The sequence below is a fragment of the Amycolatopsis roodepoortensis genome (assembly GCF_014873915.1).
In the GTDB taxonomy this organism is placed as follows: Bacteria; Actinomycetota; Actinomycetes; order Mycobacteriales; family Pseudonocardiaceae; genus Amycolatopsis; species Amycolatopsis roodepoortensis.
Map to the genome: position 1 here is coordinate 2,301,121 of NZ_JADBEJ010000005.1, position 13,961 is coordinate 2,315,081.

Genomic DNA, 13,961 nt, shown 5'->3' on the forward strand with positions numbered 1-13,961 from the left:
CGGGCCTGCGAAGAATCTTCTTCAACGACGCATACCCGAACGAAAGAGCCCACCGTGAAGAAACCAGTGCCCTTGATCGCCGCGCTCATCGCCGGATTGGCGCTGTCCGGCTGCGGCGCCTCCGCCACTCCGGCGGGCGTGGCCGGGCAGCCGGAGAAGCTCGAACTCCGCTACCAGGGGTCGGCGAACAACGTCACCTTCCCCGAACTCGCCGAGGACCTCGGGTACTTCGGCCCGGTCAAACTCAAGTGGGTCGGCAACACGATCAGCGGGCCGCAGGACATCCAGTCCGCCGCGACCGACCAGACCGACTTCGGCGGCGCCTTCACCGGCGCGGTCGCCAAACTCGTCGACGCCGGCGCCCCGATCAAGGCCGTCGTCAACTACTACGGCTCCGACGAGAAGACCTTCTTGGGCTTCTACGTCAAGGAAGACAGCCCGATCCGCACGGCGCGCGACCTCATCGGCAAGAAGGTCGGCGTCAACACCGTCGGCGCGAACCTGGAGGCCGCCCTCGACACCTGGCTCAAACGCAACGGCCTCTCCGACGCCGAGATCGACCAGGTGCAGCTCGTCGTCCTGCCGCCGATCAACACCGAACAAGCCTTGCGTAACGGCCAGATCGACGTCGCCGCGCTCAACGGCGTCCTCCAGGACCGCGCCCTCGCCGGAGGCGGCGTGCGGCCCATCGTGAAGGACGTGGAGGCGTTCGGCCCCTACAACGGCGGGCCGTACGTGCTGCGGACCGACTTCATCAAGAAGTACCCGGAGACCACGAAGACCTTCGTCACCGGCGTGGCCAAGGCGATCGAATGGGCGCGCACCACACCACGCGACGAGGTGATCGCGCGGTTCACCAAGATCATCCAGAACCGCGGCCGCAACGAGAACACCGACACGCTCAAGTACTGGAAGAGCACCGGCGTCACCAAGGGCGGGCTGATCTCCGACCACGACTACACCCTCTGGACCGGCTGGCTCAAGCAGTCCGGCTTCATCAAGAACGACCAGGTCGACCTCGAGAAGATCTACACCAACGAATTCAACCCGTACCGCGAAGGCGGTGGCGCATGACCGCCAAGATCAGTCTCCGCTCGGTCACCAAGACCTTCGGCACGCTGACCGCGCTGGACGACGTCTCCCTCGACATCGAGGACGGCACATTCCTCTCGCTGGTCGGCCCCAGCGGTTCCGGCAAGTCCACGCTGCTCGATCTGCTCGGCGGGCTCGCGAAACCCACCTCCGGCGAGGTCCTGATCGACGGGAAACCGGTCACCGGGCCGGGATTGGACCGCGGGGTCGTGTTCCAGCAGTACGCGCTGTTCCCGTGGCGCACCGCCCACGCCAACGTCGAGTTCGGCCTCGAAGGCGGCACCCTGAACAAGCGGCAGCGTGCCGAGCGAGCACGGGAATTCCTCGACCTGGTCGGGCTTTCCGGCTTCGAAGACCACCTCCCCCACCAGCTTTCCGGCGGCATGAAACAACGCGTGGCGATCGCGAGAAGCCTCGCCTACGACCCGGACGTGCTGCTGATGGACGAGCCGTACGCCGCGCTGGACTCCCAGACCCGCGAACTGCTGCAGGAGGAACTGCGGCGGATCTGGCTGCGCACCGGCAAGACCATCGTCTTCATCACCCACAGCATCGAAGAAGCCGTCTACTTGGGACAGAAGGTCGCCGTGCTGACGTCGCGGCCGGGCAGGCTCAAGGCCCTCGTCGACATCGACCTCGGTGACCGCTCGAACGACGACCTGCGCTCGGCACCCGCGTTCGTGGCCCATCGCCACCGGCTGTGGGAACTGCTGCACGACGAGATCCGGAGGGCCGCATGACCGCGACACTCGAAGCGCCGAAAGTCCACACTGGACCGAAAACAGCCGAGAAGCCCTACAAGAAGAACCGGATCGGCAAGGCTTTCCGCAGTTCGGCGGCGATCCTGCTCTTCCTCGCCGTCTGGGAGCTCGCTCCCCGATACGTCCTCGACGAAAGCACCAGGACCTTCCTGCCGCCGTTGTCGGAAGACCTCGCCGCCCTCTGGGAGCTCGTCCTCAACGGGCAGCTGGCCGACCATCTGCTGGCGAGCCTCGGCCGGTCCGCCGCCGGATTCGTGATCGCGGTAGGCATTTCGGTGCCACTCGGCCTGCTGATCGCCTGGTACCGGCCACTCGCCGAGTTCCTGAACCCGCTGCTGGAGCTGGCCCGCAACACCGCCGCGCTGGCCCTGCTCCCGGTGTTCACGCTTCTTCTCGGCATCGGCGAGGTGTCCAAGATCGCGCTGATCGTCTACGCCTGCGTCTGGCCGGTGCTGCTCAACACGATCGCCGGGGTGAACACCGTGGATCCGTTGCTGGTCAAGGCCGCGCGTTCGCTCGGGCTGTCGAGTCCGAGCCTGTTCCGCAAGGTGATCCTGCCGTCGGCGGTACCGACCATCTTCACCGGGATCCGGATGGCGGCGGCGTACTCGATCCTCATCCTGATCGCCGCCGAGATGGTCGGCGCCAAGGCCGGGCTCGGCTATCTGATCAACAACTCACAGGTCAACTTCCAGATCCAGCAGATGTACGCCGCGATCATCACGGTTTCGGTGCTGGGCCTGGCCATCAACGCGGGCTTCGTCGCACTGGAGCGGCGGTTCTCCACCTGGCGGGTCAAGGAGAAGGCATGAAACATCTGCACCTCAACGCGTTCGTGATGCCGAACGGTCATCACGAGGCGGCGTGGCGGCATCCCAGCACGGATCCGCACCGCGCCGCGACACTGCGGCACTACGTCGACATCGCGCGCACGGCGGAGCGCGGCAAGCTGGATTCGCTGTTCCTGGCCGACGGCGTCGCCTTGTGGGGCCACGTCCGCTACAACTCGCACACCCTGTTCGAGCCGCTGACGCTGCTTTCGGCGCTGGCCGGGGCGACAGAGCGCATCGGGCTGATCGCCACCGCGTCGACGACCTACAACGAGCCGTACCACCTGGCCAGAAAGTTCGCGTCGCTCGACCACCTCAGCGGTGGCCGCGCGGGCTGGAACATCGTGACGTCGGCGGGCGAGGACGAGGCCCGCAACTTCAACCGCGACGCCAGGCCTTCGCACGCGCTGCGCTACGAACGGGCCACCGAATTCGTCGAAGTCGCCAAGAAACTCTGGGACAGCTGGGACGACGGAGCGGCCGTCGTCGACAAAGCGACCGGGGTCTACGCCGACACCGACCGCATCCACCCGATCGACCACGACGGCCCGCACTTCCAGGTCCGCGGCCCGCTGAACATCCCGCGTCCCGTGCAGGGGCACCCCTTGCTCGTCCAGGCCGGTTCTTCGGAGACAGGCAAGGAGTACGCGGCCCGCTTCGCCGAGGCGGTGTTCACCGCGCAGCAGACTTTCGCCGACGGCAAGGCTTTCTACGACGACGTCAAGGGAAGGCTCGCGAAATACGGCCGCTCTCCCGACGAGATCAAGATCCTGCCGGGGATCAGCCCGATCCTGGGCCGCACCGAGGCCGAGGCGAAGGAGCGCGAGGCCGAACTCAACGCCCTCATCACGCCCGCATATGGCGTGCGGCAGCTGTCGACCATGCTCGACCACGACCTGACGCCGTACCCGCTCGACGGCCCGCTGCCCGACGTCGGCGCCTTCACCGAAGGCGCGCAGAGCCGGTTCGAGCTGGTCACCGGCCTGGCGAGGCGCGAGAACCTGACCATCCGCCAGCTCATCGAGCGGCTAGCGGGCGGCCGGGGGCACCGTGTGTTCGCCGGCACCGCCACGCAGGTCGCCGACCAGCTGGAGCTTTGGTTCACCGAAGGCGCCGCGGACGGTTTCAACGTCATGCCGCCCACGCTTCCGGGTGGTCTCGAGGACTTCGTCGACCTCGTGGTCCCCGAACTGCAGAAACGCGGCCTGTTCCGCACCGAATACACCGCCACGACTCTGCGGGGCCACTACGGCCTCGCCCGCCCTGTCACCCGCACCCGAGTAAAGGAGCACGCCGCATGACCGCCCTCAACACCCAGGTCGAGGTTCGCAAGATCACCGGCAGGATCGGCGCTGAAGTCGTCGGCGTCGACCCGGCCAAGGAACTCGACGCCGCGACCGTCGCGTTCGTCACCGAGGCCCTGCACGAGCACAAAGCGCTCGTCTTCTCGGGCGTCGACCTCGACGACGCAGGTCAGCAGCGATTCGCCGCGCACTTCGGCGAGCTGACCAAGGCGCATCCGACCGTCCCGTCGGTCGACGGCGAGCCCGCCATCCTGCCGGTCGACAGCGAGCAGGGCCGCGCGAACCAGTGGCACACCGACGTCACCTTCGTGCTCAACCCGCCGAAGGCCAGCACACTGCGCAGCCTGGTCGTGCCTCCGTACGGCGGCGAGACGCTGATCGCCAACTCGGCAGCGGCCTACCGGGATCTGCCCGAACCGCTCCGGGCGTTCGCGGACACGCTGCGCGCCGAGCACACCAACGACTACGACTACGCGAAGGCGCCGGAAACCCTCGACGAGGCGGAGCAGGAACGCCGCAAGGTGTTCGTCTCACAGAAGTTCCGCACGGTCCATCCGGTGGTGCGGGTGCATCCGGTGACCGGCGAGCGCGGGCTGTACATCGGCGGGTTCGCGCAGCGGATCATCGGGCTGTCGAAGGGCGAGTCGCGGGACATCCTGCGGCTGCTGCAGTCCTACGTGACCCGGCCGGAGAACGTCGTCCGGGTGAGCTGGGAGCCGAACCAGCTGGTGCTGTTCGACAATCGCATCACCCAGCACTACGCCGTCGACAACTACGACGACCTGCCCCGCCGCCTGAACCGGGTGACCGTGGCGGGCGACGTCCCGGTGGGGATCGACGGGGTGCCGAGCGAGTCCCTCGAAGGCGACGCTTCGCACTACTCCCCCGTCGCCTGACCGCGCGCATGGGGTAAGACTGGCGTCGTGAAGGACGATCGTCAGGTGGAAGCGCTCCTGCGGGAGCTGGCCCCGCAGGTCATCGGGTTGCTGGTGCGCAAGCACGGGCAGTTCGACGCCTGCGAGGACGCCGTCCAGGAAGCCCTGCTCTCGGCCGCGCAGCAATGGCCGGAGCAGGGCATCCCGGACAGCCCGAAGTCCTGGCTCGCGACGGTCGCCACCCGGCGGCTGGTGGACGAGTGGCGCAGCGAGAGCGCACGACGGCGGCGCGAAGAGAACGACGCGCTGATGGCCTCCGCTCCGGCCACTGTGTCCGATTCGGACGACACGCTCACCGTTCTTTTCCTGTGCTGCCACCCTTCCCTGTCCCCGCCGTCGCAACTCGCGCTCACCCTGCGCGCCGTCGGCGGCCTGACCACGGGCGAGATCGCGAACGCGTTCCTGGTCCCGGAATCGACGCTGGCCCAGCGGATCAGCCGCGCGAAACAGACCATCAAGAAGGCGGGCGCCGAGTTCGTCCTGCCGCCCGCCGGGGAACTGGCCGAACGGCTGCGGGTCGTCCTCCAAGTGCTGTACCTCATCTTCAACGAGGGCTACACGACCAGCGGCGGCCCCGACCTGCACCGCGCGGATCTGACCGCCGAGGCGATCCGGCTGACCCGGCTGCTCCGGCGGTTGATGCCGGACGAGGACGAGGTCACCGGCCTGCTCGCGCTCATGCTGCTGACCGATGCCCGCCGCTCCGCCCGCGCCGGTGAGAACGGCTCGCTCGTCCCTCTCGCCGAGCAGGACCGTTCGCGCTGGAACGCCGAGATGATCGCCGAAGGCGTTTCGCTGGTGAGCGAGGCTCTCGCGGCGGGCCCGGTCGGGCCGTACCAGGTGCAGGCCGCGATCGCCGCCGTCCACTCCGAGGCGGCCACCGCGGCCGACACGGACTGGCCCCAGATCCTCGCGCTCTACGACGTCCTCGAAAAGGTCTCGCCCGGCCCGGTCGTCACGCTCAACCGCGCCGTCGCGGTGGCCGAGGTCAACGGGCCGGAAGCGGGCCTCGAACTGCTGGCCACCCTCGACGACGACAGCCGGATGAGCCAGACGCACCGGCTCGATTCCGTCCGCGGGCACCTGCTGGAACTGGCCGGGGACACCGGATCCGCGCGCGAGGCCTACCTCCGGGCCGCCGGCAAGACCGCGAGCGAACCGGAGAAGCAGTACCTGAAGCGGCGCGCGGAGCGGCTCACCTGAGCACCCGGAGGATCGTCTCGTGCGACTTCTCGTGGACGTAGCCGGTGTAGACGGCGTGGATCCGGTGCTCGACGCCGTTGTAGAGGGTCACGGTCGCCTTGAGCGGGATGTCGCGTTGCTTCTCCACGTGTGAGAACTCCTCGTACGGCAACCAGACCGCGCCTGCCCGCGCGGCGACCGCGAACGGGGCCTGCGCCATCAGCGCGAGCAGTGCGTCCTTCCCGGAGTCCGCCTCGGCCTCCGGGCCGGGTGAGAAGATCAGGCCGCGTTCGGTGATGACCAGATGGCCTGGCCGGTCGTCGAACTTCACGCTCGCCAGCCCGCCGATCACCGGGGCCTCACCCGGCGAGAGCCGCTCCGTCCCGCCGTTCGCGGCCGCCGGGTCGATACCCAGCCGCGCCAGTGCCGCACGGGCGCGCGCGGCGTGCTCGGGCTCGCCGATCAGCAGATCCTCGACGAGGTCGAAGTCCAGGAAGGAACCGTCGGCGAGGACGAAATCCGGTTCGTCGTCCCACCGGTGCACGAACCGCATCGTGCCCGCGTCCAGCGCGGCCAGCACGATGGCGGCCGTGAGCCCGTCCTCCGGGACATCCGCTCCCGGCAGCGTGAGCAGCGCTTCGAGGCTTCCGCCTGGCTGTCCCGAGGCCCGTGCGATGGCCCGGTACGCGGCCTCGGCGTCGACCTTCAGCCGCGCCAGTGCCACCTCACGCGGATACGTGTCCCAGGGGAGACGACGGCACTCACCGAAGTCGAACGACGCCTCCTCGAGCCGGGCGGCGGACCGGACCGGATCGGCGAGCAGGCCCAGCGCCGGACGTTCGTCCACATCGGACTTGTCGGGCGCGGTGTCCAAGGCCCACAACCGTTCCGCCGTCGGCGGGTGGGTGTCCCAGCGCGAGGGCGGCCGGATCGGCTCGTCCATGGTGGCCAGTCGTTCGCGCCGTGCTTCGAGCATTCCGGCGAAACCGCCGTAGAGGTCGTCGGGGGCCATCCCGACGTCCGCGCCGGGTCCGACGTGGACACTCAGATACCGCGTCCACTCCTCGCCGAGCCGCGCGTGCAGGCGCAACGCCGAATGCGCGGCGGCCCGTCCGGCGATCCGGCCCATGACCTGGTCGGCCCCGTACTCACGACGGCGGCTCGCCACCCGCTGGGTGAGGACGAACAGCCGCGCGTAGCCGCGGAACAGCCACGCCAGCGGGTTGATCGTGCTCCGGGGAAAACGGTCGAGCATCCGCGCGACGGCGACGTGGGAGCGGTAGCCGGTCACGCTGGTCCGGCCGTCGAGCTGCGCGTAATGGGCGAACTCGTGCGCCAGCACGGCGCTCGCCTGTGCGCGGGTGAACGCCTGAAGCGTCGGAAGGCCGATCGACAGGAACCGGCGACCGGGTTTCAGCCCGAACAGCCGCGCCTCCTCGACCACCGACGCCCCCGGCCCGGCGGTGAGCCACACCTGGTCCGGCGGCCGGGTGCCGATCGTCTCCGCCAGTTCGGTGAGGGTGGCCCACAGCTCGGGGGCGTCGTCGCGGTAGAGCGGAACCCCTTTCGGCACGAAAGGCACCGGGCGCATCGGCAGGAGCGCCACGACCCCGGCGCCGAACAGCAGCCCGAGGCCGAGTGCGGCGAGGATGAACAGCGGCACGTTGTCGATCCCGGCCAGCAGGAAGCCGCCGCCGAACGCGAGCAGGAGAAAGATCAGCGTGTCCAAGGCGTAGAAGCCAACGACCAGGAACACGACCTTGACCACGCCGATCCGCATGGCGTGGAACCTACCCGGGTGTCACTCGTCGGCCTTCCTGGCCGTGGCCATGGCGCGCTCGGTCTCCCAGAACGCGCGCATCGACACGATCAGCCCGTCCTCGCGCACCCGGTAGACGAACACGCCGTCGGTGTCGACGCGGTAGCCACCGGGCAGGTACGTCGTGATGGTGCCGACGTTCGCGACCTCGTCACCGGCCGCGTGCGAATCGCGGATGGTGAACTGGAAACGTTCGACATTCGCGATCGTCTTGTCCCAGAAGGCGCTGATCCCGTCCTGACCGTGGTGGCCCTTACCCTCCTCGTCGAACATCGACGGGCCGATGGGGTCCTCGACCACGGCGTCCCCGGCGAAGAGCGCGAGCCAGGCTGATTTGTCCCCCGCGGTGACCGCGGTCATCGAACGGAACGCGGCCTGCCGCGCGGGCGGCTGCTCGGTGGCCGGATCCCAGCAGACGTCGACACCCATGGTTCAGTCTCCGATCTTCGCGATGATCTCGTCGCCGAACTTCTTGATGGAATCGAGCTTCGGGCCGACTTCGGCGTCGAAACCGAGGCCGTCGAACACCCACGGCATGGTGATGATGTCGGTGACGCCGATGTCGCCCTGCTCGCGATAGCCGTCGAGACCGAATTTGTCGATGCAGACGGCCTGGTACTCGAAGGGATCGTCGGCGCGGCCCTGGTCGGCCAGCAGCCCGCGCAGTTTGGCGATCGTGTCGCGGAGGTCGTCGAACTTCATCATCGCCGAAGACCAGCCGTCGGCGACGCGGGCGGCCCGGCGCAGCGCCACGTCGGTGTGCCCGCCGATGTAGAACGGCACCCGCGACGGCGGCGTCGGGCTCATGCGGAGCTTGTCGAAGTCGAAGAACTCGCCGTGGAACTCGACCATCCCGCCGTCGAGGATCAGGCGCAGCACCTCGATGGCCTCGTCCACGCGTTTGCCGCGCTTCTCGTACGGCGCGCCGCACCAGCGGAACTCCTCCGGCGACCAGCCGACGCCGAGCCCGAGCCCGAACCGGCCGCCGGTCAGCGCCGCGACCGAGTTGACCTGGCGGGCCAGCAGCACCGGGTTGCGGGAACCCAGTTTGAGCACGGAGGTGTAGAAGGTGAGCCGTTCGGTGACCGCGCCCATCGACGCGGCCGCGATCAGCGGATCGGCCCAGGGCGTCTCTTCGGTCCAGAAGCGGCTGCCGTCGGGCGTGTACGGATAGTCGGCCGAGACCGTCTCGGAATAGAACAGGGAATCCGGGAGCGCGATCGAGGAGAAACCCGCCTCTTCGGCGGCCCGGGCGAGCTCGCCCAGCTGATCGAGCGGGTTCATCGCGATCGACAGGGTGAACTTCATGGAGCCGAACTATAACGTGTTCTAGTTTCACCCGCCAGTGTCCTCAGGGAACCCCCGGCGGGTTCCCCGCGTTGATCCGGGCAAAGGCCGAACGATTCCTGGAGTGAACCCATGGGCACCGCGATCTTCCTGATCGTGCTCCTCGTCGTCGTGGTCGGCGGCGGCATCTACTTCGCGAAATCCCAGGCGGCGGCCAAGAAGCGCCAGCTGGACGACGCGAAGGCGGACGCACGGCGCCTCGTCGAACGACTCGGCGGTCAGGTCATGAACCTCACCGGCACGGACACCGCCTCCCAGCAGGCGATGGCGGACGCGTCCGAACGTTTCACCGCGGCGGGCTCCCAGATGGAGCAGGCGCAGACGGTGGAGCAGGCCCGCCTGGTGCGCGAGACCGCCATCGAAGGGCTCTACTACGTCCGCGCGGCCCGCCTCGCGATGGGCATGGACCCCGGTCCGGAACTGCCCGGCAGCGAAGAGCGCGATCGGGCGGGCAAGGTCACCGAGTACCGCTCGGTCGACGTCGAGGGCGAGCACTACGAGGCTTCGCCGGACCCGAGCCAGCGCACGCCGCACTACTACCCCGGCGGCCGCGTGGCAGGCCGTCCAGTGCCGCAGGGCTGGTACAGCGAGCCGTGGTGGAAGCCCGCGCTCGTCGCCGGTGCCTGGGGTCTCGGTTCGATGCTGCTGTTCAGCGCGATGTTCTCCGGTATGGCCGGGATCGCGAGCGCGTCGGCCTGGGAGTCGGGTTACGACGCGGGCCAGGAGGACGCCGGCGCCGGTGATGCCGGCGGCGACGCGGGCGGAGACATGGGCGGGGACGCCGGTGGGTTCGACGGCGGCGGCTTCGATGGTGGCGGGTTCGACGGCGGAGGCTTCGACTTCTAGCGCCGGTCTTCAAGCGCTATGAAAGGTCCTTTCCTTGCGGAATCTGCAAGGAAAGGACCTTTCATAGCGTTCGGGGCCGGTTTCGGGCGGTTGGGCCACCGCAGCACGTTGCGAAAGCCACTTTCGCAACCTTCAGCGTTGCGAAAGTGGCTTTCGCAACGCTGACGAACGGGACGGCCGATCAACCACGGCCTGGTCCGGCACGGACGGGCGTGTCGCGAAAGCCACTTTCGGGACGTCTGATGTCCCGAAAGTGGCTTTCGCGACACGAGCACCGGCACCCAGGCCTGAGGGGAACGCGCAGCAGGCGCCGAATCCCTCAAGCGGGCTGGCAGGTCGGGCACCAGAAGAGGTTCCGCGCCGCCAGATCGCTCCGCAGCACCGCCGTCCCGCACACGAGACAAGGCATTCGCTCGCGACGGTAGACGTAGACCTCGCCCCCGTGCCGGTCCTGTCGCGGCGCGCGGCCCGTGACCTCGGGCAGATGCTCCGGCGCGACGGTGTCGATCCGTCCCACCCGGACACCGTGCCGCATGAGCGTCACGAGATCCGCCCACATGTCCTCCCACAGCCCGCGATCGAGCGCGCGGCCAGGGACGAGCGGGGCGACACCGTGCCGGAACAGCACCTCGGCGCGATACACGTTGCCGACGCCCGCCAGCACCGACTGGTCCATCAGCAAAGCCGCGATCGACGTCTTCGACCGCGAGATCCGCTCCCACGCCTTGTCCGGCTTCGCGTCACGCCGCAGCGGATCCGGGCCCAGCCTCGCCTTGATCGCGTCGACCTGGGCCCCGTCGAGGAGTTCGCACCGGGTCGGACCGCGCAGGTCGGCGAAATGGGTCGGGCCGGCCAGGCGCATCCGCACCTGCCCCACCGGCTCGGAAACGGGCAGCGGCACGTCGGAGAACGTGCCGTAGAGGCCGAGGTGGACGTGCACCGTCCCGTGTGGACCGTAGTCGTGGAACAGATGCTTCCCGTATGCCTCGGCCTTCACCAGCACCCGGCCGTCCAAACGGGACGCTTCGGCGGCGAACCGTCCCTGCGGGCTGCTCACCTCGACCGGGTGACCGGCGAACCGGCGTTTGTGCAGACGTGCCAGGCGATGGAGCGTGTGCCCCTCGGGCATGTCAGTGCTCGGGCAGCGGCGGCGGCCAGCCGGTGTTCTCGTAGTCCAGGATCTGCTGGACGCGGCGGCCGTGGCGCTCGTCCTGGCTCGGCGGGGTCGCGAGGAACGCCTCGACGATCTCCGTGGCCTCTTCGGTGGTGTGCATTCGCGCGCCGACGCCGATCAGCTGGGCGTGGTTGTGCTCGCGGGTGAGCTTCGCGGTCTCGACGCTCCACGCGAGGCCGGCGCGAGCGCCCTTCACCTTGTTGGCCGCGATCTGCTCGCCGTTGCCGGAGCCGCCGACGACGATGCCGAGGCTGCCCTCGTCCGCGACGACGCGGCGGGCCGCCTCGATGCAGAACGCGGGGTAGTCGTCGGCCGCGTCGTAGACGAAGGGGCCGACGTCCTCGACGTCGTGGCCCTGCTCCTTGAGGTGGGCCACGAGGTGGTTCTTCAGTTCGAAACCGGCATGGTCGGAGCCAAGGTAAACACGCACAGCGCGGAGTCTGCCATCACGTTCCGGGGCGAGCATGCTGTGGGGGTGGACATCAGACTCGAATGGGGAAGCGAGGGCGTCGCGGCCTTGGGCGCGGACTGCGCCGTCCTCGTCGTCGTCGATGTGCTTTCCTTCTGCACCACAACGGATCTCGTACTGGGCAACGGCGGCCGGGTCCTGCCCGTCCGATGGCGCGATCATCGCGGCGAAGAGGCCGCGAAAGCGCGCGGTGCCATCCTGGCGGGTGAAAACGAATGGACGTTGCGACCTTCGTCTGTGACGCAAATCCCTTCCGGAACACTTCTGGCGCTTCCCTCACCCAATGGCGCCACGCTGTGCGACACCGCCGCCACGACCGGTGCCCATGTGCTGGCGGGCTGCCTGCGCAACGCGACCGCCATCGCCACTCGCGCGGCGGAACTCGCGGACGGACGACCGATCGGTGTCATCCCGGCGGGGGAACGCTGGGGCATCGGCATCCGCACCGAAGCCAATACCTTCGGACCGCTGAGGCCGTGTGTCGAGGACCAGCTCGGGGCGGGGATGATCGTCGCGGCGCTGGACGGCTACGGCCGCCTGTCCGCCGAAGCCCGTCTCGCGGCGACGGCGGCGAAAGCGATCGACATCGCCGAAGCGCTGACCGAGTGTTCTTCAGGACGTGAACTCGCCGAGGCCGGGCACGCGAACGACGTGAAGCTGGCCGCGGAACTCGATACAAGCAGCACGGTCCCGTTGCTGCGCAACGGAATTCTGGAGGATTCGTGACTTGGCTCGAACTCGCGGACGGCGTGTACGCCCGCCGTTACGAGGAGCTGGACCTGACCGTCGGCCTGGTCGTGGGCGGTGAACGCTGCCTGGTCGTCGACGTCCGCGGTGACGTCGACCAGGGCGCCGAACTGGCCGCGGCGGTCCGGGAGATCACGCCGCTGCCGTGGTCGGTCGTCTACACCCACGCGCATTTCGACCACGCCTTCGGCACGACGGCGTTCCTGCCGTGCGACGTCTGGGCGCACGAAGCGTGCCTCGCCGAGCTGACCACCTTCGGCGACGGCGCGCGGCGCAAGTGGATCCAGCACTACCTCGGCGAGAACCGCCCGGAGATGGCGGAGGCGCTGGAGCGCACCGAGATCACCCTGCCGGACAAGCCGGTCACCGACACCGCCGAGATCGACCTCGGTGGCCGCACCGTCGTGCTGCGGTTCCTCGGCCGGGCACACACCGATCACGATCTGTTCGTGCACGTGCCCGACGCGGGCGTGATCTACGCGGGCGACGCGGTCGAGAACGCCGAAGCCGGCTTCAGCGCGTTCTCGTTCAACGACGGCAGTTTCCTGGCCGAATGGTCCGGCGTGATGGACGCGATCCTCGCGCTGGAGCCGAAGATCATCGTGGCCGGGCACGGGGACCCCGTGGACACCGCCTTCATCGAGAAGCACCGTGACGGGTTGCGCGAACTCGTCGCGTTCAAGACCCGGATCGCGGCCGGAGACCTCACGACGGACGAAGCCGTCGCGAGGTCTCCCTACCCCGCCGATGTCACCAAGGCGGTCTTGGAGACCCCTTAGTCGAAGTTCAGCTCACCGGACCGCGTGCGCTTCAGTTCGAAGAAGTCCGGGTAGCTCGCCAGCGCGCGGGCGCCGTCGAAGACCTTGACGGCGTCCTCGCCACGCGGGATCGAGCTGAGCACCGGGCCGAAGAAGGCGACGCCGTCGATGTGGATGGTCGGGGTGCCGACGTCCATTCCGACCGGATTCATACCTTCGTAGTGACTCTTTTTGAGCGCTTCGTCGTACTCGGCCGACTCCGCGGCGTCGGCAAGTTCCGCCGGCGCGCCGATGGCTTCGAGGGTCTCCTTGATGACCTTCGGGATGTCCTTGTCGCCCTGGTTGTGGTGGCGCGTGCCGAACTCCGTGTAGAAGTCGCGCAGGGCCTCCTCGCCGTTCTTCTGCGCGAGCGCGGTGGCGACACGGACGGGGCCCCAGCCGCTCGCCAACAGCTCCTTGTACTGCTCAGGCAGGTCGTCGCGGCCGCTGTTGAGCTCGGACAGGCTCATGATCCGGAACCTCAGGTCGAGGTCGCGGTGTTTCTCCACCTCGAGGATCCAGCGCGAGCTGATCCACGCGAAGGGACAGATCGGATCGAAGTAGAAGTCGACCTTGGTCTTCTCGGACGGGGCGGTCATCAGGTTCTCCCAGTGCCATCGTCTTGGGCGGGCCGGTACACACACAGGGTGCTACACAG

The 13,961-nt window shown here is 68.5% G+C and carries 15 protein-coding genes; 9 read left to right on the top strand and 6 right to left on the bottom strand.

The window, feature by feature from the left end:
* Positions 1–54 precede the first annotated feature (54 nt).
* The 6 genes from H4W30_RS30205 to H4W30_RS30230 are packed head-to-tail and all read left to right on the top strand — an operon-like array spanning position 55 to position 6,125.
* Positions 55–1,074, top strand: a complete 1,020-nt coding sequence (locus H4W30_RS30205) for an ABC transporter substrate-binding protein (protein ID WP_192745892.1) — start codon at positions 55–57, stop codon at positions 1,072–1,074.
* Positions 1,071–1,832 carry an ABC transporter ATP-binding protein gene (locus H4W30_RS30210; protein ID WP_192745893.1) on the top strand — a complete coding sequence of 254 codons (762 nt, stop codon included), beginning with the start codon at positions 1,071–1,073 and terminating at the stop codon, positions 1,830–1,832. Before H4W30_RS30205 ends, H4W30_RS30210 begins: the two co-directional genes overlap by 4 nt.
* Positions 1,829–2,665, top strand: coding sequence for an ABC transporter permease (locus H4W30_RS30215; protein WP_192745894.1), 837 nt, complete (start codon positions 1,829–1,831; stop codon positions 2,663–2,665). Before H4W30_RS30210 ends, H4W30_RS30215 begins: the two co-directional genes overlap by 4 nt.
* Positions 2,662–3,984, top strand: a complete 1,323-nt coding sequence (locus H4W30_RS30220) for an LLM class flavin-dependent oxidoreductase (RefSeq protein ID WP_192745895.1) — start codon at positions 2,662–2,664, stop codon at positions 3,982–3,984. The genes H4W30_RS30215 and H4W30_RS30220 overlap by 4 nt, the downstream gene beginning before the upstream one ends.
* Positions 3,981–4,883 (top strand): TauD/TfdA dioxygenase family protein, encoded by a 903-nt coding sequence (locus H4W30_RS30225; RefSeq protein ID WP_192745896.1) that lies wholly within the window; start codon positions 3,981–3,983, stop codon positions 4,881–4,883. The genes H4W30_RS30220 and H4W30_RS30225 overlap by 4 nt, the downstream gene beginning before the upstream one ends.
* 27 nt (positions 4,884–4,910) lie before the next feature.
* On the top strand, positions 4,911–6,125 hold the full coding sequence (locus tag H4W30_RS30230; RefSeq protein ID WP_192745897.1) for an RNA polymerase sigma factor: 1,215 nt from the start codon (positions 4,911–4,913) through the stop codon (positions 6,123–6,125).
* Here the strand turns inward: H4W30_RS30230 and H4W30_RS30235 are convergent.
* Genes H4W30_RS30235 through H4W30_RS30245 form a run of 3 tightly spaced genes read right to left on the bottom strand, consistent with a single transcriptional unit; the run spans position 6,118 to position 9,231 of the window.
* Entirely contained in the window at positions 6,118–7,884 is a 1,767-nt protein-coding gene (locus tag H4W30_RS30235; protein ID WP_192745898.1) for a M48 family metallopeptidase, read from the bottom strand. The genes H4W30_RS30230 and H4W30_RS30235 overlap by 8 nt on opposite strands.
* Positions 7,885–7,905: 21 nt before the next feature.
* Entirely contained in the window at positions 7,906–8,352 is a 447-nt protein-coding gene (locus H4W30_RS30240; RefSeq protein WP_192745899.1) for a nuclear transport factor 2 family protein, read from the bottom strand.
* A gap of 3 nt (positions 8,353–8,355) precedes the next feature.
* Positions 8,356–9,231, bottom strand: a complete 876-nt coding sequence (locus H4W30_RS30245; RefSeq protein ID WP_192745900.1) for a TIGR03619 family F420-dependent LLM class oxidoreductase — start codon at positions 9,229–9,231, stop codon at positions 8,356–8,358.
* 111 nt (positions 9,232–9,342) lie between these two features.
* Between H4W30_RS30245 and H4W30_RS30250 the strand changes: the two genes are divergently transcribed.
* Positions 9,343–10,116 (top strand): hypothetical protein, encoded by a 774-nt coding sequence (locus tag H4W30_RS30250; protein ID WP_126729820.1) that lies wholly within the window; start codon positions 9,343–9,345, stop codon positions 10,114–10,116.
* 319 nt (positions 10,117–10,435) lie between these two features.
* Here the strand turns inward: H4W30_RS30250 and H4W30_RS30255 are convergent, their stop codons facing one another.
* Both H4W30_RS30255 and H4W30_RS30260 read right to left on the bottom strand, forming a co-directional pair.
* Complete coding sequence (locus H4W30_RS30255; RefSeq protein WP_192745901.1) at positions 10,436–11,245, bottom strand: Fpg/Nei family DNA glycosylase; 810 nt, start codon at positions 11,243–11,245, stop codon at positions 10,436–10,438.
* Position 11,246: 1 nt separating this feature from the next.
* Entirely contained in the window at positions 11,247–11,720 is a 474-nt protein-coding gene (locus tag H4W30_RS30260; protein WP_192745902.1) for a ribose-5-phosphate isomerase, read from the bottom strand.
* A 45-nt stretch (positions 11,721–11,765) separates the two neighbouring features.
* Between H4W30_RS30260 and H4W30_RS30265 the strand changes: the two genes are divergently transcribed.
* Positions 11,766–12,485, top strand: a complete 720-nt coding sequence (locus tag H4W30_RS30265) for a 2-phosphosulfolactate phosphatase (RefSeq protein WP_318780693.1) — start codon at positions 11,766–11,768, stop codon at positions 12,483–12,485.
* On the top strand, positions 12,482–13,285 hold the full coding sequence (locus H4W30_RS30270) for an MBL fold metallo-hydrolase (protein WP_192745904.1): 804 nt from the start codon (positions 12,482–12,484) through the stop codon (positions 13,283–13,285). Before H4W30_RS30265 ends, H4W30_RS30270 begins: the two co-directional genes overlap by 4 nt.
* Here the strand turns inward: H4W30_RS30270 and H4W30_RS30275 are convergent.
* Entirely contained in the window at positions 13,282–13,902 is a 621-nt protein-coding gene (locus tag H4W30_RS30275) for a mycothiol-dependent nitroreductase Rv2466c family protein (RefSeq protein ID WP_192745905.1), read from the bottom strand. The two genes, H4W30_RS30270 and H4W30_RS30275, sit on opposite strands and share 4 nt — an antisense overlap.
* Between the last annotated feature and the right edge of the window lie 59 nt (positions 13,903–13,961).

Excerpts from the sequence above, each read along its gene's own strand:
- H4W30_RS30210 (WP_192745893.1), top strand. The coding sequence starts at position 1,071 with ATGACCGCCAAGATCAGTCTCCGCTCGGTCACCAAGACCTTCGGCACG.
- H4W30_RS30215 (WP_192745894.1), top strand. The coding sequence starts at position 1,829 with ATGACCGCGACACTCGAAGCGCCGAAAGTCCACACTGGACCGAAAACA.
- H4W30_RS30220 (WP_192745895.1), top strand. The coding sequence starts at position 2,662 with ATGAAACATCTGCACCTCAACGCGTTCGTGATGCCGAACGGTCATCAC.
- H4W30_RS30225 (WP_192745896.1), top strand. The coding sequence starts at position 3,981 with ATGACCGCCCTCAACACCCAGGTCGAGGTTCGCAAGATCACCGGCAGG.
- H4W30_RS30235 (WP_192745898.1), bottom strand. The coding sequence starts at position 7,884 with ATGCGGATCGGCGTGGTCAAGGTCGTGTTCCTGGTCGTTGGCTTCTAC.
- H4W30_RS30240 (WP_192745899.1), bottom strand. The coding sequence starts at position 8,352 with ATGGGTGTCGACGTCTGCTGGGATCCGGCCACCGAGCAGCCGCCCGCG.
- H4W30_RS30245 (WP_192745900.1), bottom strand. The coding sequence starts at position 9,231 with ATGAAGTTCACCCTGTCGATCGCGATGAACCCGCTCGATCAGCTGGGC.
- H4W30_RS30250 (WP_126729820.1), top strand. The coding sequence starts at position 9,343 with ATGGGCACCGCGATCTTCCTGATCGTGCTCCTCGTCGTCGTGGTCGGC.
- H4W30_RS30255 (WP_192745901.1), bottom strand. The coding sequence starts at position 11,245 with ATGCCCGAGGGGCACACGCTCCATCGCCTGGCACGTCTGCACAAACGC.
- H4W30_RS30275 (WP_192745905.1), bottom strand. The coding sequence starts at position 13,902 with ATGACCGCCCCGTCCGAGAAGACCAAGGTCGACTTCTACTTCGATCCG.